13 protein-coding genes are annotated in these 22,277 nt (G+C 39.0%); 4 read left to right on the plus strand and 9 right to left on the minus strand.

Annotation, left to right across the window (positions count from 1 at the left end; translation table 11 throughout):
* Positions 1-32 precede the first annotated feature (32 nt).
* The 5 genes from Cop2CBH44_RS14990 to Cop2CBH44_RS15010 all read right to left on the minus strand — a co-directional run bounded on the left by Cop2CBH44_RS14990 (position 33) and on the right by Cop2CBH44_RS15010 (position 11,383).
* Positions 33-1,238: a glycoside hydrolase family 88 protein gene (locus tag Cop2CBH44_RS14990; RefSeq protein ID WP_021930990.1), complete on the minus strand. Its 1,206-nt coding sequence runs from the start codon at positions 1,236-1,238 to the stop codon at positions 33-35.
* Between the two features lie 506 nt (positions 1,239-1,744).
* Positions 1,745-2,926, minus strand: a complete 1,182-nt coding sequence (locus Cop2CBH44_RS14995) for a MalY/PatB family protein (protein ID WP_200755130.1) — start codon at positions 2,924-2,926, stop codon at positions 1,745-1,747.
* 211 nt (positions 2,927-3,137) lie between these two features.
* Positions 3,138-6,158, minus strand: a complete 3,021-nt coding sequence (locus Cop2CBH44_RS15000; protein ID WP_200755131.1) for an endo-beta-N-acetylglucosaminidase — start codon at positions 6,156-6,158, stop codon at positions 3,138-3,140.
* A gap of 80 nt (positions 6,159-6,238) precedes the next feature.
* The gene (locus tag Cop2CBH44_RS15005; protein WP_021930987.1) at positions 6,239-8,029 is read right to left on the minus strand and encodes a SusD/RagB family nutrient-binding outer membrane lipoprotein; all 1,791 of its coding nucleotides are present in this window, start codon (positions 8,027-8,029) and stop codon (positions 6,239-6,241) included.
* 21 nt (positions 8,030-8,050) lie between these two features.
* Positions 8,051-11,383 carry a SusC/RagA family TonB-linked outer membrane protein gene (locus Cop2CBH44_RS15010; RefSeq protein WP_200755132.1) on the minus strand — a complete coding sequence of 1,111 codons (3,333 nt, stop codon included), beginning with the start codon at positions 11,381-11,383 and terminating at the stop codon, positions 8,051-8,053.
* 875 nt (positions 11,384-12,258) lie between these two features.
* Between Cop2CBH44_RS15010 and Cop2CBH44_RS15015 the strand changes: the two genes are divergently transcribed.
* The 3 genes from Cop2CBH44_RS15015 to Cop2CBH44_RS15025 all read left to right on the plus strand — a co-directional run bounded on the left by Cop2CBH44_RS15015 (position 12,259) and on the right by Cop2CBH44_RS15025 (position 15,640).
* Positions 12,259-13,527, plus strand: coding sequence for a DEAD/DEAH box helicase (locus Cop2CBH44_RS15015; protein WP_200755133.1), 1,269 nt, complete (start codon positions 12,259-12,261; stop codon positions 13,525-13,527).
* Positions 13,528-13,588: 61 nt separating this feature from the next.
* Positions 13,589-15,034: a sialate O-acetylesterase gene (locus tag Cop2CBH44_RS15020; protein WP_200755134.1), complete on the plus strand. Its 1,446-nt coding sequence runs from the start codon at positions 13,589-13,591 to the stop codon at positions 15,032-15,034.
* Between the two features lie 90 nt (positions 15,035-15,124).
* Positions 15,125-15,640 carry a DoxX family protein gene (locus tag Cop2CBH44_RS15025; protein WP_021930983.1) on the plus strand — a complete coding sequence of 172 codons (516 nt, stop codon included), beginning with the start codon at positions 15,125-15,127 and terminating at the stop codon, positions 15,638-15,640.
* Between the two features lie 53 nt (positions 15,641-15,693).
* On the opposite strand, the gene Cop2CBH44_RS15030 is transcribed toward Cop2CBH44_RS15025, so the two are convergent.
* The 3 genes from Cop2CBH44_RS15030 to Cop2CBH44_RS15040 form a co-directional block, all read right to left on the minus strand.
* Positions 15,694-16,632 (minus strand): DMT family transporter, encoded by a 939-nt coding sequence (locus tag Cop2CBH44_RS15030; protein WP_021930982.1) that lies wholly within the window; start codon positions 16,630-16,632, stop codon positions 15,694-15,696.
* Positions 16,633-16,713: 81 nt separating this feature from the next.
* The gene (lgt, locus tag Cop2CBH44_RS15035) at positions 16,714-17,562 is read right to left on the minus strand and encodes a prolipoprotein diacylglyceryl transferase (protein WP_200755135.1); all 849 of its coding nucleotides are present in this window, start codon (positions 17,560-17,562) and stop codon (positions 16,714-16,716) included.
* A gap of 106 nt (positions 17,563-17,668) precedes the next feature.
* Entirely contained in the window at positions 17,669-18,565 is an 897-nt protein-coding gene (locus Cop2CBH44_RS15040) for a diaminopimelate dehydrogenase (RefSeq protein ID WP_021930980.1), read from the minus strand.
* A 423-nt stretch (positions 18,566-18,988) separates the two neighbouring features.
* On the opposite strand from Cop2CBH44_RS15040, the gene Cop2CBH44_RS15045 reads away from it, so the two are divergent.
* Positions 18,989-19,654 (plus strand): AlbA family DNA-binding domain-containing protein, encoded by a 666-nt coding sequence (locus tag Cop2CBH44_RS15045; protein ID WP_200755136.1) that lies wholly within the window; start codon positions 18,989-18,991, stop codon positions 19,652-19,654.
* 271 nt (positions 19,655-19,925) lie between these two features.
* Here the strand turns inward: Cop2CBH44_RS15045 and Cop2CBH44_RS15050 are convergent, their stop codons facing one another.
* Positions 19,926-21,689 (minus strand): DUF4091 domain-containing protein, encoded by a 1,764-nt coding sequence (locus Cop2CBH44_RS15050; protein ID WP_021930977.1) that lies wholly within the window; start codon positions 21,687-21,689, stop codon positions 19,926-19,928.
* Between the last annotated feature and the right edge of the window lie 588 nt (positions 21,690-22,277).

The raw sequence follows: 22,277 nt of genomic DNA on the forward strand, positions 1-22,277 counted from the left end.
AAATTTTAGAATATAAATACCGGATGGATTATTTATTTCTTTTCTAAATTTATTTTTCGGGCTAAAGCTTCCAAAAAATAGTAGTCGGCGTAGTTTAAAGGTACGTCTATTTCTTGGTTATGGGGAATACTCCCTACTGAATGCATCAAGACAAAGTTACCATTGGTTCCTACCAGAGCCAAATATGCAGGACTTGAGAGTGAGGATATGATTTTATCTGCTGTTTTTTTGTACTCGGGGTTATTATTATATGTGTAAAGTTCATAGAGTGCCGAGGCTGTTATAGCTGCAGCCGATGCGTCGCGAGGTTCATTGGGAATATCAGGGGCATCGAAATCCCAATATGGGATTAAATCATCAGGCATATTTTTGTGAGTAAACAAATAGTTATAAACTTTTTCAGCTTGTTTGAGATAGCGCATGTCTTTTGTTTCGCGATAACAGACGGTATAGCCATATAGAGCCCATGCTTGTCCTCTGGCCCATGATGATTCATCGGCATAGCCTTGAGCCGTTTGTTTATTTCTTACTCCACCTTTTATTTTATCATAATCTATAACATGGTAGCAACTATTGTCTGGGCGAAAGTGGTTTGCCAAAGTTGCATTGGCATGGCTTACAGCAATTTTGTGGAAAGTAGAATCTCCGCTAAGTTTACTTGCTTCAAAAAGTAATTCGAGATTCATCATATTGTCGATGATGACAGGGCACATCCAGCCTCGTTGTCCTTGCCAGCCCCTGTTTTCATCCCACGACTGTATTACTCCCGGTACAGGCCTGAATCGGGTCGAAAGTGACTTGGCTGCTTCAATAATTATGTCTTTGTATTCGGGTTTTCCGGTAAAACGATATGCATTTCCAAAGCTACAATATATCATGAATCCTATATCATGGTGCCATTTTAGATATTGTATAGAGTCAAGAGCTTCGGTATATTTTATACCATATTCTTTCCATTTTTCATCATTGGTCAGTTCATACATATACCACATTGTACCGGGAAAAAATCCGCTGGTCCAGTCATCGTTGGAAATGTATTGGACTTTTCCGTTTATAATAGTACGAGGATTCAGAATTTTTCCGGATTTTTCGATAACTTCTACTTGGTGTCCGATTTGTTGTGAAGCAATATCTATATCATGTTCAATCATATTGCTTTTCTGGTCGTTTTGGACTGATTGTAAACAACTTGCCAGAAGTAGGCAAGATAGACTCAAAAGTTGGAGTTTTTTCTTCATCGCTTTGTTTTTTATATGTTTTTAGTTGTTATTAAAAAAGGAATCTGTTCGAATTTTTTTACTCCTCAGATAACCTGCTATTTTCCTTGTAAAAGCAGAAAAGCATCCATGAAAGAAATTTTCACAAACCTGGTTCGAGTAAAATTTAGACAACAGGCTCTAAGATATATCAAAATCAGGATTAAAATGTAGATTATAAGTGTAATAGAGTTCAATATTTTGATTTTGTAGTTCTGGAAAAATGGTACTTTTATAAATAGGTATCAAAAAAACGGTTATTTTCAGATTTTTGCTGTTAAAATGATGTCATGGGATAAAATTGTTCGTGTACAATTTGGGGATATTGGTGTAATTGTAGAATAGATGTATTTATTTTTTATAATTTTTGTAGGAAAGGAACGGTGGAAGTTGTGAAGCAATTAGAGAAACCGGTATGTCAAAAGTAGGTTATATAACTAATGTGAGCCGGTTGTTATAACTTTTGGTTGAGAAGCTATAATGATAACCTACACAATGTGTAGATTATCATATGCCGTTTTTAGTTGTGACATAGCCTGTTCAAGTGTTTTTTTCGGGCAACCTATATTTAGACGCATGAATCCTATTCCTTCTTTGCCGAACATACTGCCATCATTTAATGCCAGATGTGCTTTATCAACAAAAAAGTCTACTAATTTGTCTTGGGACAAGTGAAGTTCTCGGCAATCTAAGAATATCAGAAATGATGCTTGAGGTCGAATGGCTTTTATATGAGGCATATTCTTTTGCAGATAATTGTCTATGAATTCGACATTACTATGTATATATTCAAGTACTTGATTTAGCCATTCTTCTCCCTGTTCATTATATGCACTGACTACCGGAATATAGGCAAAGAGATGTCCTTCTCCTAATTCTCCTCCTTCTATATATCTTCTGAATTTTTGACGGATGTTTTCATTTTCGATAATGCAATATGAACTGGATAGTCCGGCAGTATTGAAAGCTTTACTGGGAGCCATGAATATGACCGAATTTGTCTGTGCTTTTTCGCAGACTTTAGCAAAAGGGGTATGTTTATAAGATGGAAGGGTCAGGTCTGCATGTATTTCGTCAGATATTACAATCGTTTTGTTTTCATAGCAAATGTCGGCAATAATCTCAAGCTCTTCTTTGGACCATACTCGTCCTCCGGGGTTATGCGGATTACAAAGAATGAAAAGCTTACAATTTTTGACCGCTTTTCTAAAATGGTCCACATTCATTTTGTATTGCCCGTTTTCAAGTATCAACGGATTGCTGACGGCAGTACGGTTATTTTGTTCGATTATCCATTTAAAAGGATGGTATACCGGTGGTTGTATCAGAATTTTATCCCCGGGCTGTGTCAGACTCTGTATGGCGAAAGTGATACCCGGGACGATACCCGGACAAAAGCTGATCCATTGTGCTGAAATGTTCCAATTATACCTTTTTTTCAGCCAGTTACAGATGGCTTTATAATATTCATCAGGTTTGACAGTGTATCCCAATATTTCATGTTCGCATCTTTTACGTATCATTTCCACAATAAATGGAGGAGTCTTAAAATCCATATCGGCAACCCATAAAGGGATAAGGTCTTCACGTCCCCAACGGTTTTTTAGAGCTTCTATTTTTAGTGCTCCGGTGTGATGCCGGTCAATTATTTCATCAAAATTGTATTTCATGATTGCCTGCTTTTGTCTTTTTTATAGTAAAAAATTGTTTTCAAATTTACAAATGTATGTAAAATCAGTGTATCCGAATATTTTTTGAGGATATAAATTGGGTGGACGGATGGTATAAAAACTTACCCAAGTTTTCTCTGTATTTGAAAACTTGGGTAAGAAATGATAAATTCTGAAGAATTTGAATCTTCAAAATTGTTTTTTTACTTGCTTATTTAATGAACTTACCAGAACGGATAACGTTATTATTTTGCATTCTGACAATGTATACTCCGTTTGCAAGGTCAGCTATGCTAACGCTACTTGGATTAGTTAAGTATTTGACGATACCACCGTTAACATTGTAAATCCAAGCGTTGTCTACATTTTGGAAATTAATCATATCGTTGGCAACATAGAAGCTCGATACTTCACTGTTTACTTTTTCGATGCTGACTACATCGTCCAAACCATCGGGTTCGTCTGCTATACCTTGGTCATGATTATCAGCCGGCAGAGGACGAGGTTCGTTGTCTCCTGTAATTTCTACACCGAAGTCGATAGAGAAACCTTTTGCGTGGAGGCCTGTCGGCAAGAAAGAACCTTCGAACCAAGCATCGGAGAATACGATACGTAAGCGGCTCTTGCCCGGGCATGCATCTGCCGGTACAGTAAATGTATGAGTGATACCTGTTGTTTGGAATTCAGGTGTTGGTGCACGTAAATTTCCTACACGGAACAGTCGTTCACCTGCAGCAGGATTGTCCTCGATGGGATCCGGCTGGAAAGTTCCGCTACCATCCAAGTCCATCCAACCACCGGCAAAACAGTATTTCAATCCATCACTGAAGTCGGCACATTTGATGGTAAGAGTCACTTGCTGTCCTTGTTCTACTTTCAGAATCATATCTGTGGCATTTACGTATTGTGTACCGTCAGCTTGTGGTCCGTCAGCGTGGTACGTAATATTTTCAGTAGCACCGGTTGTCGTAAAGTCGGTTACATAGCGTTGTTGACGGGCGATATCGGCACCTTCGCAGTTCGGGTCCATCTGGCTTATACCGTAGGTGTTCACTTCTTTATTAGGCAGGGCGTCTTGTGCAGCGCGGGTTATTTCTACCCATTCTACCGGAGAGTATGTTTTCAAATCAGTAGAAACAGCACGCACACCGATGAATGGTTGGTCGTCGACACTTTCGAATGTGATATCGCCTACATAAACAGCCCATTGGGTAGTACGAGCTATTTCTGATACTCTGCCTTCTTCTCCGTTTTTGTAGAGAATTTCAAAATGGTCGATATTGGCTTCATCGTTGTAAAGAAGATCCCAGTCGGCGCGGTCTTCAGCAGTTTTGTCTACCAGCCAATTTGCTTTGATAGAAAGAGTCGTTTTTGTTTCTTCTTTAACTTCGACCATAAGGTCTGTTATATTTGAAGGAACAGTTTTTACATTATCATTGATTTCGAGTTTACCTACATAGAGTTTGTAATTCTCATCAGAGCCTTTTACGCGCAGACCGATACGTTCGATAACATCTCCCTGGGCAATTCCGGAAAGGTCGATTTTCTTTTCTTCCCAGTTTTTACTTGTCGTTGTCCCTATAGGGGCTTCAACCCAACTACCGTCTTTCTTTTTCAGGATAACATAAAGGTTGGTTTCATTGCTTCCTTCTTTTCCGCTCTTTACAGCAACACTGGCATAAGCTCCGGTCGAGCTGGCTGTAAGATTGGTTTTGAAGAGAACAATATCAGTGCCGGCAGAAGTGGCCTTTCCGGTAAGTTTCAGACAAGAACCTCCTGTGTAAGCATCGTCATGAGAAAATTCCGGTTGGATGTCTGTGCTTACAGTTTCAGTTCCGGCTTGGGTTACCAACCAACGGTAGGTCGGTACACGGTCTTGGTTACTCATGTTGTACCATGATCCGGCTGTTTTTTTACCTTTATAATTGTAACGGTCGCCATTCCCTAAGTTGAAATAGGTTGCAAAAGGCAGGTTCCCTTGGATGGCCGAACGTTCCGGAATCCAGGTAGCCAATCCTGCAAATGTGGAGAGAGGTAATTTATCTCCTTCTTTTTCCCAATTATTTCCGGTATTGCTGATTGCAGGGCGGTTCAACGGGTTACGGTTACCGCCAGAGAATGCACGTTCGAGCAAGGCCTGGTAGTTGCTTTGTGCATCATAAGCATCTGCTCCGGAGTTATAGGACCAGAATCGGCTTGTATTATGTTCTCCCCAAAGGCATACACCGCATCTTTTAGAGTCTTCGTCAGCATTCAGGCGGGTCCATGAACGGTCCATGGATACAATCCATACGCCGGCATATAGTCCTTCAGATGTTCCCATGGCGTTTTCTGCAATCCTTACCGAGTTTGCCATTTGATAGGAGAAATCGGAAGCTGCATAATTAAGCATCGTATGTGCAGTCCGGCCTTCTTCATTACCGAATAGGGAATTGACGTTTCCGGCATTTAATCCTGATGCAGAAGTATAAATCCCTAATTGGAAATTGTCGAAACCACAGGCTGCTGCCTCTTTATGCAACGCTTTATGGAATGCGATGATATCCGGGTCTCCATATCCGGAGTCTTCCCAGTTATAGTTTATACCATCCGAACCAAAGAACATCAAGCAGTTGATCATCGGTTTTACATATTTGAAGGTACCGTCACTGTTTTTAGCTGTAATGATGTTCATCCATTCTCCGGCACCGATACCGGGTGTCCAGCTTTCAAAAAATTTGATACCGCTCATAATGTTGGTACCGTTTTTGTGAGCTGCATCTACCCAAGCCCCGGGAGCCGAGAAGAAACTGTGATTCCAAGAGCCGAACAGGTTGGTATAGTTCCACATAGAGAAGACATCGTCGGCAAAGTTAGTCGAAGGTTGACCTACGGCCCCGTCTTTACCTGTACTCATGGGGATATTCATCCAAAGGTCGCGTTTCTCGTATGTATTGGGGACGATGCGGTCGCCGCGGTCCATAATCTGGGCTTTACGTACGTGCGAACGTATAAATGCAATGTCGGAGGGAAGGATACCTTTGGCTCTGAATTCTTCTTCTGTCGGGTATTTGCGTCCGTCTACATGTGCGTTGTAGAATAGTTCCATCAATTGTACATCGACAAATCCGGAGAAGTCGTATACTTCCGATGTTGCGGTCGGTGACAATTCTTGAGACAAGGCCACATTGGGTGTACCTATGGCTGCGCAACATGCCATAGCCCACATAGCGAGAGTGTGTCTTTTTTTCATAAGCAAATTATTTAATTTAGTTATTGATTTGGAAGAATAGAACCCTGCTGATGGGCAGGATTCTATTCCGAATTTTATTTTCAGAAATTAGGAGTATTTACATCCCACCACAAACGGGTAGCCTGGAGGTCGGGACCTCCCAAGGCTTTCAGTCCGGTAGTTTGAATATCTTGGATAGAAGCATCGTCGGTATTCGGGAACGGCATACGACGGATTAAGTCTCCTGCTTTCAAGGAACCATCTCCATTGCCCGGATTCAGAACCGGGAATACTTTAGGATAGCCGGTACGACGCATATCTACCCACGGTTCATAGCTGTATGGATATGCGGCGATATATTTCTGTGTAATAATTTTTTCGAGTTTCACTTCGGGTGAATCTCCATCATTCCATTTTACTCCGATTTTTGTTACGCTCGGCATATCATCAACTATCCCTTGTGGGTCGACATAGGTATATTCCACTGCGTTTTCAAGATTTTTGTATGTTTCCAAAGCGTTTGTATATTCAGGAGAACCGACATTCCGGTCTTCCAAATAGGCATAGTCGATACCCCGGTTGTAGAAAAATGATTCTGTACCTCCCATATTCCATCCATGTAATGCTCCTTCGGCACGTAGGAAGTCTACTTCAGATAATTTCATCAGGTATAAGGGTACACCGAACGCTCCTAATATCTCGGGATTTATTTTGCTGTAAGCAAGATAGGTGTTTGATGATACACTTTGACCTTGCCCGGGTTCGATACCTTCCCGGATTCCCACAAGACGTGTACCGGTTTTTGTAGCTTCTCCGGTTTTTGTGTTTATGATTGCATCTGTATTCTTTGTGAACAGATAGTCGGCATAGGGATGATTGAGACTTTTCAGCATGCTTTCGAATGATGCACTCAGGCGGGTATCTCCCCATGTATCTGAGATTTGCATAAGAGGATGGTCGAAACCTGAGTTGAAAGGCTTGAGAACGATTTCTTGAGAAATGTCTTCAATGACACCGTCAGTCACGGCTTCTTCTGCCCATTCTTTTGCCATTTTGTAATCCACTTTGATGATGTGCATAGCTAGACGCAATTTGAATGAGTTTGCAAACCGAATCCATGTATCCATATTTCCCGATTTGCCTTCGGTCCAGTCGCCGAGGTTTCTGTTCAATTGAGCTTGTACAGCCTGTTTGTACCAATCGGGTTTTTGTTCGAAATAGTGGAAGCATTTCAATATCGTGTCTATATTGGCTTCTATATTTACGTATATGGTACGCAAGTCATTGTAAGTAAAGGGAGCATCTGTTTTGTTCGCTTTATAATCGACATAAGGGAAGGGCCCGTATAGGTCGGCAACCTCTTGGGATGCGTAATTGAACAAGAGCAGGTAGACGGCCTTCATTTCGGGTATGGAATCTATTTCCGGTCGGTTGAGCAATGGCACAAATGCATTTTTTGAGATTTCATAACAGGAAAAGGGTCCCGGGTTGAAATCTTTACTTGCTTCGTATACATGATTAATAGTACCATACATAAAGTCATAATGAGGAATCATGGCAAATTGGGCATAATTGTCGGGTCCCATGGTATATTGCCTTTGGTAAGAATGCGATACAGGCAAGTTCCCGTCTTTCCCTCCGCGTAGGGCGTATTGGCCGCCTTTAGCTTGGCGTAATGGAGTTGTTAATGCCTGGATGGCTTCTTCTAAACCTTCTTTTGTGATTTCTTTTGTGTAGTCGATATTGTCGGCTTCACCTTGATAAATTGTATCATCAGTCTTTATTTCGGTTTGGCTGAATTCGTCAGAAGGTATGTCGTAGTCCAAGCATGATTGAAAGCCCAAAACGGCTATCGAGCAGAAAAGAGCATAGAATATTTTAGATTTTTTCATAAGATAGTCAGACTTTAATGTTTAAAAATTAATGTTCAACGAAAATCCGTAAGAACGGGATGTAGGCATATTGAATAATTCAAATGCACCTAATCCGTTTGTTGTGGAGAGTGAGACATCCGGATCGGTAGGGCAGTCTTTATAGATAAAGAACAGGTTCCGACCGATGAATGATAATGTCAAGTTTTTGTTTTCGCCCAACAGGTTACGGAAAGTATATCCTAAAGAGAGTTCGCGCAAACGGAAATTGGTACCGTTATATATGTATTGTGACGGGTTGGGGGTACCACCGATACTTTGGTAATAGGCTTTGATGGGTACTATCCGTCCGCTACCGTCCGGCAAAACCATACCGGCTTCATTTCCGTATTCGGTTGCTATAATTTTGTTTGCTTCGGCGTTCATACGAGCGTCGGCAGTGCGTTTAGAAAGGCCGAGGTTGTCAAGATAGGCTTCTGTAAGCGAGATTACTTTACCTCCGATACGTCCGTTGATAAGGAAAAAGAGTGTAAAGTCTTTGAATTTGATAGTGTTGCTCCAACCCATTTGCCATTTTGAGTTCATATTGCCCGCATAGATGGTATACATCTTGTTGGCTTCGGTTTCCATTTGTGGTTTACCGTTGGACGAGATTACATAATGTCCGTTTTCGTCACGTTTGAAGTCGGTGACATACATATCCCCGATAGACCCGCCTTTCCGATAGCGTACGCGTACACCGGCAACATCTTGGTAGATAAGTTTTTCGCTGCCGTCTTTTTCATAAGAAGTCTCGAGTATCTTGTTGTCGTTGAACGATACATTGTATGCTGTTTTCCAACTCCAATTTTTGCCGAACCAGAAATTATAACCTACTGTAGCTTCGACACCTTGATTGCGTACTTTTCCGGAGTTGACAGGTTCAGATAGTCCGGATGCATTGGTTGCCAGCATGTAGAGGTCTTGCATTTTGGAATTGTAATATGTAATGTCTACATTCAAGTTGTTGTTGAAAAATAACATTTCGAGACCGGTTTCAAATGATTTGGTCTTTTCGGGCAATGGATTTGCAAAACGGGCAAACGAATTTGGAGATATCGTTCCGGTTTGAAGATTTTCCGAGCCTTTGGCGTAAACGATATTCGGAATGGAGTTACCCACTTCGGAGTAAGAAAGACGGTATTTCATATAGTTGAACCACTCGGGCAGTTTAACGATAGAGCTGACGATGGCATTAGCACCCACGCCGAAATATCCGTAATTGTCGGGAGTGCCCCTGTCTTCGAATTGTTTGTAAGCGCGATACCAGTCACGACGGTAAGACCCGTCGATGTATACCATATCCTTCCATCCTAATTGAGCTGTAAAAAGAGCAGCCTTATCCCAGTTGGAAGAAAGGGTGGTTGTTGTGGCTGCCGAACCTCCGGCATTTGTCTCAAACAGGTTGATGCGGTCCGAAAGCATTCTTTTGTTCGGGTCTATATAGGTAGCTACTACATCGGTTTTTTGAATTTCACCTTTGATAACATGGCCTACCCAACCTGCGGTTGCCGATACCGAAAAATCTTTGATATCTTTATTGTAACTTAATAGATAATCGGTATATATTTCTTCTGATTTGGATATGTCTTTCCAATACCGGCCGTAGTCTTCCATTCCGGAAGGGTTGAATGTCGTTGCGTAACGGCGACTGTCGTTTGTGTATTTGGTATGGTCGATGCTGACACGGGCCTGGAAACTCAAGCCGTCATAGATATCTGCACGGCCGGTTACTGTCCCGTAAAAACGGTCTTCGGTCTGTTTCCCTCTGTTTTGGTTCATCAACCAATAGGGATTGTTTTGCTTACTGTCCATATATGCCCAGTTTTGCATGGGACCGGAGAGGGCGACACGTTGTTGGCTCCATTGGTAAACACCCTGATTCAAGACGTACAGACCTTGCAGTTCGCTATTCCAATTCCCATTTTTGACATAATTGTTCCGATAGTAGTCTATGTCTATATTGCGCGGCATAGTATACATGTGGTAAATGGGATTGAGCACAGTACCACCTCCCGGACGGTTTCGGGTAACGGTCTGTACATAGTTCATGTTTACATTGAAATGGAGGCGTTTGAAAAATTCGTAATTTTGACGTAGTGCAAAAGAATTACGATTGTATGTATTATTTTCTAACATGCCTTTTGCATGAGAATTTCCAAACGAGAAATAAGTTTGTATTTTCTCAGTACCTCCCGATAAAGCGATGGAGTTGTTGGTGGTAAGTCCGGTGCGATAGAAATCGTCCAAATCATTCCCGGCTTTGTTACGTAAATGCACTTCGCGAGTACCGTCTCCGAATTTTTCTGTATTTTTCTGTACATTTATAATTAGGTTGTCATCACCTCGCGAGGCTACTTTATCGCCCCAGCTATCTATTGAGAGTTGGTCTCCAATCGATGAAGAAGTGACGGAAGCTCCGTAAATGTTTTGGATGTCTGGGGTCAGGAGTGGTGTATCAAAAGTAAGATTGGAAGAGAAATTAATAGAAAGTTTGCCTTCTTTCCCTTTTTTGGTAGTTATCATTACGACACCATTGGCTGCTGCCGAACCATAGAGTGCGGCGGCATTGGCCCCTTTCAATACGTTGATAGATTCGATATCGTCCGGGTTGATCATGGAAAGCGGGTCGGAACCTTCTGTTGAACCTGCATAGGTCAGATTTGCTCCTCCGTTCATATCCAACTGGTTACGGGTGCTGTTTGTCATGGGCACACCATCGACCACAAGCAGTGGAGTACTGGAGCCTAAAACAGATTTGTTACCACGAAGTATGATTTTAGATGCACCACCGGCACCACCGGCACTGGGAGTAATCACTACACCGGATACTTTTCCTTCTATAGAATTGGCCACATTCGGATCCTGTACTTTATTCAGATCTTCACTTTTGATTTGTTGTGTGGCATACGTAAGAGATTTTTCTTTACGCATGATACCCATAGCAGTTACAACCACCTCATTCAGTACATGACTTTCTTCTTTCAGAGTGACATTGATTTCTGTCCTGCCATTAACAACAACTGTCTGTGAGGTATATCCGATGTATGAGAATATCAATTCCGGATTTTCGGTTTCGATGGAGATACTGTAATTACCATCTATATCGGTCATAGTGCCTTGTGTAGAATTTTTCAAGGCAATACTCACACCGATTAGAGGCTCGCCTTTTTCGTCTTTTACAACACCTTTTACAATAGTCTTTTTTTGTTGTAGACTTTGTATGCCTGCCATAGCATCATTGGCTGTAGCGTATTGCCATGAGGTGAAAATTAAAAATATGGGAAAAACAAGTAATAGGATCGACTGGCGCGGCCCGAGTAAGAGTTTTTTCATAAGTTTATTTAATAAATTGTTAGGGGGTTCATTCGTTTTATTTTTCAACAACTATTGACATAAGAACCCTTTGAATGTCAATGTGTCTTTGGGAACCATTCGAATAAAAAAGGGGATTTGTCGTTTTTTTATTTTTTGGATAAATTACTTTGGCAATGTTATTTTTAAATTGACATTTCTTTCTTATAATAGAGAAATGAATAAAATTGGTTTTGAAAATAGAATCACGTCATAAGTATTATGTGTTTTTAGTTCATGATATTTGATGATTTCTGATTTGATATATTTTTCAATTACTTTTTAATAACCACGTTCTATTTTTAAATTTGTTACAAATATATATTTAAGATCGATAAAAAAAATAATATGCCTATATTATTTAGTAATTATTAACTTGATTGATTTCTGATTTTTATTGAGAATGGGTGAGTCTTTTTTTTAAAATACCCTTATATGCCTATATAGGCAACATTTTATATATATAGCTTTAATCAAAGAAGTTTACTCTGTTATCGGGCGTTCAAAAATGCTTGTAGATAAATGTGAATTTTTTATGATTCGTCAGATAAGCGAAGAAATATTATTTATTATATATTATAATAAATGATGATTTATTTCTAAATACAAAATTATATGGATAGATATTTTGTAAAAATTTTATTATTGACGTTTGTTAATATATTTGAGTTTTTTACTTGACATTTTGATACTTGTAGCAATAAAATGAATTAATTTGCAAATTCTTTTTAAAAAAATGTCCCATTTGTACGGTCGAGTTACGATAAGAAATGTTCGAGTAAGTATTAAATTAAGATGAGAATCGGTACTAAATTCGTAATTTATTGTAATTTTGAAAATTATACATTATATATTATATGAAGTTTAGTGAGTTAGATTTAGATGAAGAGATTTTGCGAGGGCTGGATGCGATGAATTTTAGGGAAACGACTCCTATTCAGGAGTTAACTATTCCCATTATATTGGAAGGGAAAGACTTGATTGCATGTGCCCAGACAGGGACCGGTAAAACAGCAGCTTATATCTTACCGTTGTTGAATTTGTTACATAAGAATGCTGGAAAATGTGATAAAGTGCGTACAGTTATTATAGCTCCTACGAGAGAACTTGCCCAACAGATAGATATGCAATTTGAAGGGTTTTCCTATTTTTTACCCATATCTACAGTTGTTGTATATGGAGGTGGAGACGGAGCTTTATGGGAGCAGCAGAAGCGAGGTATCCAAATGGGGGCTGATGTCGTTATTGCTACGCCGGGTCGGTTGATATCCCACTTGATGCATAGTGATATCGATTTGTCGGGTGTAGAGCATTTTATTCTCGACGAGGCCGATCGTATGCTGGATATGGGGTTTTATGACGATATTATGCAGATAGGAAAGCGATTGCCGGTGAGGCGTCAGACCATTCTGTTTTCGGCAACGATGCCTTCGAAGATACGTCAGCTTGCCAAAAATATTTTGCATAATCCGTCAGAGATAAATGTTGCTATATCCAAGCCGAATGAAGCGATTCTACAATCGGCATATATTTGTTATGAAACTCAGAAGATGCCTATTATAAAAGAATTGTTCAGTAAACCTATAGCCGGTAAAACTATTATATTTTCTTCTTCGAAACAGAAGGTTAAAGATTTGGCATATACCCTAAAACGCATGAAATATTCTGTTGCTGCAATGCATTCGGACTTGGAACAGTTTCAGAGAGAAGAGGTAATGTTGGATTTTAAGAATGGGAAAATCGATATTCTTGTTGCGACTGATATTGTCGCTCGGGGAATAGATATTACGGATATTGTGTTGGTCATTAATTATGATGTACCGCACGACCCGGAAGATTATATTCATCGTATCGGGCGTACTGCCCGAGCCAATGCGGAGGGTGCTGCGATAACGTTTGTATCGGAAACCGAGCAAGGGCGATTTAACCGGATAGAAAGATTTTTGGAGAAGGATGTTTACAAAATACCTCTTTCTCCGGAGATTGGTGAAGCCCCGGTGTACAATCCGCAATCATTTTCCGGGAAGAAGCAGGGGCATAGAAGGAGAAAAAATAATGGAAAGCCTAAATCTGCGCTTAATCGTAATCGTTCCAAGAGAAAAGAGAATGCTAAAAACGACAAATAGGTATTTATGGGTTTATTGGTAAAAAGAATATTTGATTTATATAATAATGTAGTTTGATACAATGGGGAGGAGAATAGGATTCGTTATTGGTTTGTTATTTTTCGTAACAGTAGTTAGTGCGAAAATTCAATTGCCATCGGTATTGGCTGATGGGATGGTGCTGCAACAGCAGGCTAAAGTAAAATTGTGGGGAAAGGCAAGTTTTGATACCGGGATTAAGGTAAAGACTTCGTGGGATAATAAAACCTATATGACAAAAAGTGGCAGGGATGGTAGTTGGGAGATACAAATATCCACTCCTGTTGCAGGTGGGCCTTATGAGATTATGATAGATGATGGGGAGTGTTTGGTTTTGAGAAATATTCTGATTGGAGAAGTTTGGCTGTGTTCCGGACAGTCGAATATGGAAGTTCCTATGAGAGGTTTTCCGTACCAACCGGTTTTGAATTCGAATAAAATTATAGCGAAGTCCAATCCGAGTACTCCTATAAGGATATATACATCGGACATGGATGAGAATGGAAATTGGACTTGGCAATATAGTAAGAAACCTCAAAATGACTGTATCGGCCGTTGGATGGACAATTCTTCTGAAAATGTTGCATATACGAGTGCGGTGGCTTATCTGTACGCTCGTTATTTGCAGGAAGCTTTAAAAGTCCCGGTTGGGATTATTGTTTCTACATTAGGAGGAACTCAGATTGAAGCCTGGATGAGTAGAGAGGCATTGGCTGATTTTCCGGAAATAGCTCTTTCTCATCTGGATGATAATAAAAAGATAGAACGTCCACACAATACTCCATGTGTTTTGTATAATGCAAAGCTTGCTCCTTTGACAAATTTTGTAGTAAGAGGCTTTCTTTGGTATCAGGGAGAGAGCAATAGAGGAAATGTAGAAAAGTATGCCCGTTTATTTCCTGCCTTTGTGAAAGACTTGCGAGACAAATGGGGACTTGGGGCATTGCCTTTTTATTATGTCCAAATTGCTCCTTACAGGTATGATAATGCAGATGATGTGCAGACAGCACTTATGCGGGAGGTGCAGTTGAACAGTATGTCGAATATTCCTAATTCGGGTATGGTTACTACTATGGATGTCGGTGATATAGATTGTATACATCCGGCTAATAAAGAGGTTGTTGCCGAGAGACTGGCTTATTGGGCTTTGGCTAAGACTTATGGGAAAAAAGGTATTGTTTATTCGGCTCCGGTATATAAGTCGATGGAAATAAAAGATGGAAAGATTTATATAACTTTTGATGATTTAGGGTATGGAGGGTTGATACCTGTAAATGCACCTCTAAAGAGTTTTGAAATTGCCGGTACTGATAAAGTTTTTCATCCGGCAAAGGCTGTGTTTGATACAAAAACGAAAGCTGTTATAGTATGGAGTGATGAAGTGGAAAAACCGGTTGCGGCTCGTTATGCTTTTAAGAATTATGCAGAAGCATCTTTATTTAGTACATCAGGAATACCGGTCTCTTCATTTAGAACAGATAATTGGTGATATATTTTATTGGGGGAGAGGAACAAATGGCCCTGTGGGATTGTTATTTATTAGAGTTTATTTGTTATTAATAGCAAGAATAGAAATATTATGAATAAAGGATTATCTGTATTTATGAACGTTATGCTCTCGGAGTGTTGTTCTAATTTTGCCCGATTATTTTTACGGGTATTTATAGGAATTTTGATGTTGTCACATGGGATTGCAAAGATTGAGAATTTTGATTTGATGGTAGATACTTTTCCTGACCCTCTTGGGATGGGACATGCAATATCTTTAACACTAATATTGTTGGCTGAGGTTGGTTGTTCGATTTTGCTTATTGTGGGATTGATGACACGGTTAGCGGTTTTGCCTCTAATTTTCGGGATGGTAATAGCCACATTTTTTACTTATCCGGTTATTACATTATCCAACATCGAATTGCCAATGCTGTATTTAGGGATTTATATTACCATTTTAATGTTGGGTCCTGGTAAATGTTCGATAGATTATCTGTTGAAAAGAGCATATAGTGTAAAGTTGATTGAAGAAAAGCAGGCAGCGAAAACTTCCCGTGAAGTAAAAGAGGAAATAATAAATGAGGCTGCTGAACCAGAGAATTAGGCGTTTCTGTAATCTCTGTTTGTCTCGCTCTTAAAATATAAAAAGACATTTATTTATTGTCTGACTCTTTTTTTGATAGGAAGTCTGGGAAAGAGCTTTCTGAAACGTATCAGATGAGAAGTAATATTGCCTCCGGCTATAATAAGGGTAACGGCCAGAATAATCATTACTATTCCGCAACTAAGTCTGGGAGTCAGTGATTCGCCGAAGATGGTTACTCCAAAAAATACGGCAGTCAGAGGTTCCAGGGCCCCAAGAATAGCCGTAGGAGTAGAACCTATGTATTGGATAGCTTGTGTAGTACAGAGAAATGATATGGCTGTGGGAAATATTGCTAATGCGATCAGATTACCCCAGAGGTACCAAGTGTTGACAATGTGGAGGCTTTTCCCAAAATCTATACGTACCAGAAAAAGAGTCAGACCGAAAAGTAATATATAAAATGTCAGTTTAAGAGTAGCAACGTTTTTTAATGTTGACTGATTTACACTCACAATATAGATTGCATAAGAGAGTGCGGAAATAATAACCAGTGCTATCCCTGTCAGGCTAAGGGTTGTACCATCACTGCCTTGGTAAAGCAATCCGATTCCCGCTAATGCAAGTAAAATGCACAGGACGGTTTGTATAGTCAATTTTTCTTTAAAGACGAAAGACATAATCAGGGCTACCAGGATAGGGTAGATGAATAATAGTGTTGATGCAATGCCGGCTTCCATGTAGTTATAACTTTGGAAAAGGGTAAGAGATGAAAGTGCCACTAATAACCCCATGATAATCAATGGTAAAATTTCTTTCTTTTGAAGTTTAAAATTTCTCCCTCGAACTTTAATCATAATGCCTAATACAGGAATTGCAAATAAGTATCTAAAGAAAAGGACGGAATCGGGATTCATCCCCGCTTTATATAAAGGTAAAGCGAATAATGGATTCATTCCATAAGTGGCGGCAGCAAGAGCTCCTAATGTGTACCCTTTAACTTTTACATTCATAATGATGGTAAATGACAGCAAATGTTCCGATAAATAAAGGGAGTATTGCTTGAAAGAACATCCCCCTTTATATAGTAGTTTTTAATGCTTTTTATAAATAATGGCTCCTGTATCGATAGGTTGTTTTAGGGCTCTGATTATTAAGTATATACCGAATATGACAAATGGAATACTTAATAATTGTCCCATATTCAGAATCATATTTTCTTCAAATTCTTCTTGATTATTTTTTAGGAATTCAATACAGAACCGGGAGAAGAATACTCCGACAAGAAATACTCCGAAAATGAGGCCTTGACGTTGCCCGGCATTTTTTTTCCAATACATGTACATCAACAGCAAAAAGATGATGAAATAACATAATGCTTCATAGATTTGAGTCGGATGGGATGGAGCGGAGAATATGGGCTCCATTCCTTGACGCCAAGCCGTAATGTTTTCTATGAATCGAAATCCCCAAGGAAGGTGGGTCGGATGTCCGTATATTTCGTGATTCATCAAGTTACCCATGCGTATAAGTGCACCAACTAGAGCTGTGGGTATAACCAATCGGTCAAAGGCCCAAAGAGGATTTTTATGTGTTACTTTTTTGGAATATATAAGTATGGCAATGATGATTCCTATTGCTCCTCCATGACTGGCGAGGCCTCCCTCCCAAATTTTAAGTATTTCGATAGGATGTTGAGAATAGTAATCCCATCCGTAAAACAAGCAATGCCCTAATCGCGCACCTATTACTGTCGCGATGATGGTGTAGATAAATATTTTGTCTACCCACCCTTCCGGAGCTTTATCATGTTTGAAAATTTTATCTTCAATCTGGTATCCGATTAAAAAACCTATTGCAAAAAATAATCCGTACCAGCGGATTTCCCGTGAAAAAATGGAAAAAATTGCCGGATCTGCCGTCCAGGTAATGAAATCTAACATAAGCTTACTTTTATAATAAATAAAAAAGCTGTCCCAAATTGAATATTAGGACAACTTCGCAAAGGTATAAAAATATTTTAAAGACTTTCGTAGGTACCGTTTACTTTTATACAAGGTGTTTAATTAATGATTCTTTATTGCCGTATAGCATATCGATAACCGGTATTTCGATCATTGTATAACACCCCGGTTTTTGTAGCATGGATGCACGAGCTACGGAAACTAACACTTGTCCGGTAAGGGCAGGGTTGTTTATTTTCATATTAAATTCGAAGAGTTGATTCTGCGTTTTTCCGGAGACTCCTTTTCGGGTCATGTGTACTCCATGTCCCATATCTAATAAATCATCAACATTTTCTACCTGCATTACGTGGGTTTCATCATTTACGAAATAAGGGTCGTCCTTGATATTTTTCGCAACATCTTCAAATTTGTATCCATCTTTCAGTTCTATGTATACCATGCGACGGTGTATGCCAGTACCCAAAGGAATAGTCATTGAAAGTGCGGCTTTTACTCCATCGACTGCTTTTACAGCAACTGTGTGTCCCATACTCATGCCCGGTCCGAAGTTCGTATAGGTTATACCTTTAGGGGCACAAGCCTGCATGAGGGCGCGAACAATAGAATCGCTACCGGGATCCCATCCGGCAGCCGTGATGGAAACGGCATTATGTTGTTTTGCCACAGTATCGAGATGGCATTTCAATTCCCATATCTGTGTATGTATGTCAAAGCTGTCTACTGTATTGATTCCTAAAGCCAAGGCTTTTTCTGCAAAAGCTTCGACCTTCCGAGTGGGAGTACATAGAATAGCTACGTCTACTTGTTGGAGTGACGCAATATCTCCGGTTACAGGATATTCTTTTAGTTCAGCCGGAATGTTTGAGGCATCACGACGTACGATACCAGCTATTTCAAAATCGGGGGCAGCTTGGAGGGCTTCCAATACATATTTACCAATATTACCATATCCAACTATGGCTGCTCTAATTTTTTTCATTTTGCTTATATTTTTATCGTTTATTATTGTTTTTGTCTGTAAATACGTTACAAATGTAGAAAAAATATCGGAAAAATAGTTGTTCTTATATCTTTAAAAATATTATAAAAATGCATTGGATATTAAGAGCCAGTTATCTAAATTTTCCAATAAGAGGATATTATCCGGTCATTTTTGCGTTTCCTTTCGGAGATGTTTTTCCGTTTTCACTTGTCATATAGCCTGTTATCTTCCTTGTAAAAACGGAAAAAATATCTACAAAAAATTCTCAAAGCCGATTTGTGCAAAATTTGAGTTGATTATAGAAATGCACTGTTTTTGGGGTACTAATTGATATATCATTTTAGTCATAAATGATATATGAAAAGTTTATACGATAGCAGTTTTTTGCAGGATAAATACTCTTTTTTGTACTTTTGCAATATGAAATCATTTGGGGACACAGATTATATATATTCTTTGATAGCAGAAGGAGAGCATCAGCAACAGGATTTTAAATTTGAAATCTCGGATGCGCGAAAAATCGCTAAAACTTTTTCTGCTTTTGCCAATACTGATGGTGGGAAATTGTTGATAGGCGTGAAAGATAATGGTCGTATTGCGGGGGTTCGTTCGGAGGAAGAGATGTATATGATAGAAACTGCAGCACAGCTTTATTGTATACCGGAAATAAAGTATACTATGCAGGTACATCATATTGAAAAACGTACAGTACTTGAGGTTGATGTAAAAGAGAATGTGGTAAAACCTGTGTATGCAAAAGATGAATACGGCAAGTTGTGGGCGTATATCCGTATTGCCGATGAAAATATTTTGGCGACTCCAGTACATATTCGGGTATGGAAACAAGCAGATAGTCCTTTGGGTGAGTTGGTCGAATACACTGAAAGAGAACAGTTTCTTCTGGACTATTTGAATGATAACGAATATATTTCTTTTAACCAATATTGCCGTAAGGGACATGTTTCACGGTTTGAAGCTAAGATATTATTATCCAAGTTTATACGGTTTGGTATTGCGGAACCTTATTTTGTAAAACATAAGTTTTACTTTCGTTTGTGCAATAAATTTCCAAAAGATATTGATTAATTTGGTATATATGTCAATAACTGTATTTTCAGGATTTTATCTTTTTCATGGTGAAAAAAGATGAAATCCCGAAAACTTTGGACTCTGATTAAGTTTGCTAATAAAAGTAATTCAGAGAGGCTATTTTTGCGTTTTCTCTCGGTTTGTTTTCTTGTTTTTATACATCAAAATGGTTTGTAGCCATTTTGATGTATAAAAACAAGAAAACGTTCTTAAAAAAAATTCCTTAAATTGACTTGAGTGAAATTTAAGCAGATTCCTTATAAATTTTTTAGAATGAATTTAATACTTTACGCGCTTCATTGACCATTTGAGTTACTTCTTTTTGGGTAAGGCCTTCCGGGGTGAATTGTGAAACGATTTTATTGAGTTTTTCGAGCTGTTTTTTATTAGTTATTTTTTTCTGCAATATCCATATTTTCTCACAATCTTGTATCCCTTCGATAAGTCGTTCCATACGGATACTGCTACGAAATCCCGGATATATCAGGAAACAATCACCGGCAGCCCATGTATGAAATCGGGAATCTCTCAGGGGATCTTCAGGCCAACTGTTATAGGCCCATCGTAGGTATCCATCGTAATTTCCGGCAGCAACATGCCATCCAAGCCACGTTGCTTCTGCAGGAGGGGAGAAAGTAAAAACGTTGGGTATAGCTTCGGTGCAACATGTATATACAGTACTTTTTTTATTTTTTTGTGAACGGGAGTTTTTTGTGTCTTTTGGGAAATTATGGCCGAAGGCTAGACAATAGTCATATAAATCAGATTCTATTTCAGTGTGATAGTTTCCGGCCAATGAAACTTTAAATTCCGGGTCGGCTTTTTTTATTATTTTTAGTGCTTCCTGCATAGCATCTAAAGCTCGTTCATCCATAGCGATAGTCGTTTTTTCGAACCAGCCTTTTTGGCGCAAGTGGCGTGAAAAATCAGTAAGGAAATTCCCCCAATAGTCGCTGTAATGTTTATCTCCCGGTTTGGCATTTATATATTTTATGGTATTTGTTGCCTGATCATAGTAGTCGAATTGGAGAGCCCAAGGAATCAGGGTATAACAGTTGATTTGCTGATTTATACCTATTTCATTCATCATGAAATCGACCCATTTGTCAAAGACCGTATAGTCATAGCTCCAAGTACCGTCAATCTTTTTTATTTTGGTAACCATACTATTAAAAAGGTCTAAAGTTTGGCCGTTCCAAGGTTTGTGCATGATGGTTGCCGTGATGACTTTTTGCCCAGCATCAGCGAGTTTTTTCATAATCGGGCGCATAGCTTCGAAATGCTTTTGACTCCATAATGGCACTTGATAGTATCGAGCTACGGCATAAGGGTTTTGCCATAAATCAAGATGGAATTTCCAGTCTTCGGGAGACGGTAAAGTATGGTTTAAGACTTCCACTTCAATCTTGAGTTTCATCGGAGAAAAATTGGTTCCTGAAACGGATAAAGTTCCTTTATATTTTCCTGTTTTTGTGTTTTGGGGAACCCATATATTTACCCATATCGGTTGAGTGGAACGGGCTTGTACATCTCTTATTTTGACAATGTCCAACGGATCAGCGACAAGGGAGGAATCCCATTCCGCTTTGTTGGGGCGGTGGCTACATCCGCCTTTTTTATCTTTGTTCAATTCATCAGTCATGACATATCTGACGAAATTTGTAGTAATAGAGCTTGTTGGTATTATGTCAGACCCGTTTGTCAATTCTGATACGGATATTTGAACATCTTTTAATTCTTTGGCACTCCATAGGACAGCTTGAGCGTTGATCCTTTCTCCCTTCCATGCCTTGGCTTTCCATAATGAGCCTTTGGTTTCGACAGGAATATTTAGTTTGGAATATCGTATATCGGTAGAGCCCCATTTAAGTTGTGGCAGTGCTGCTTGTTTGTTCCAGAAAATATTACTGTCGTGAGGTTTGGTATCGGTCAATTCTGAATAATCTCCCAACGGATATTTTTCTTTGTCTTGGGCTATAATGTTATTCGTTAAAGATAAAATAAAGAAACAGATAATCGAGAGTGTTTTCATGTAAAGGATATTTTTGTGTTTGAAATGAGTACAAAAATAAATATTCTTTTAGGATAAAAAAAATGTATCAGCTTTTGTGGATTTGAGATTCAGAAAATGAGAGTTGGTTGGAAATGTAAAATAGGTATATGAATTTATAGGGTGCAGAATAAAAGGCGATAAAATAAAAATGGACACTCTTCGCAACATATTTGCGATGATGTCCAGCATTATAGGATAAAATAATTTTTTTATTAGCAGGTAGCCTGCTTTGTCATAAGTTTTTGGAGTTCAGCGTTTAAACGTTGACACATAAATCCATTACCTACTGATTTGTATCGCTCAATCTGATATCTCAGAGATGCGATTAAGTTTTTTTCTTTTTCCATCATTTTCATCATCTTTTTGTTTACCGCCATTCGGTAAACGATTATTACTTCTTTCTATTATTAACATTGCAAAGATACAAAATGTTTTTGAAAAATATGTTTTGTAACATATAAAATTAGATGGCAATAGTATTACATATAGGAAAAAATGAGTTTATCAACTATAAAATGAAATAATTGTTAATTTGTTATATGTTTGAGTATTATTTGTTTATATATT

It is taken from the genome of Coprobacter secundus subsp. similis (genome assembly GCF_015097275.1).
Lineage (GTDB): Bacteria > Bacteroidota > Bacteroidia > Bacteroidales > Coprobacteraceae > Coprobacter > Coprobacter secundus.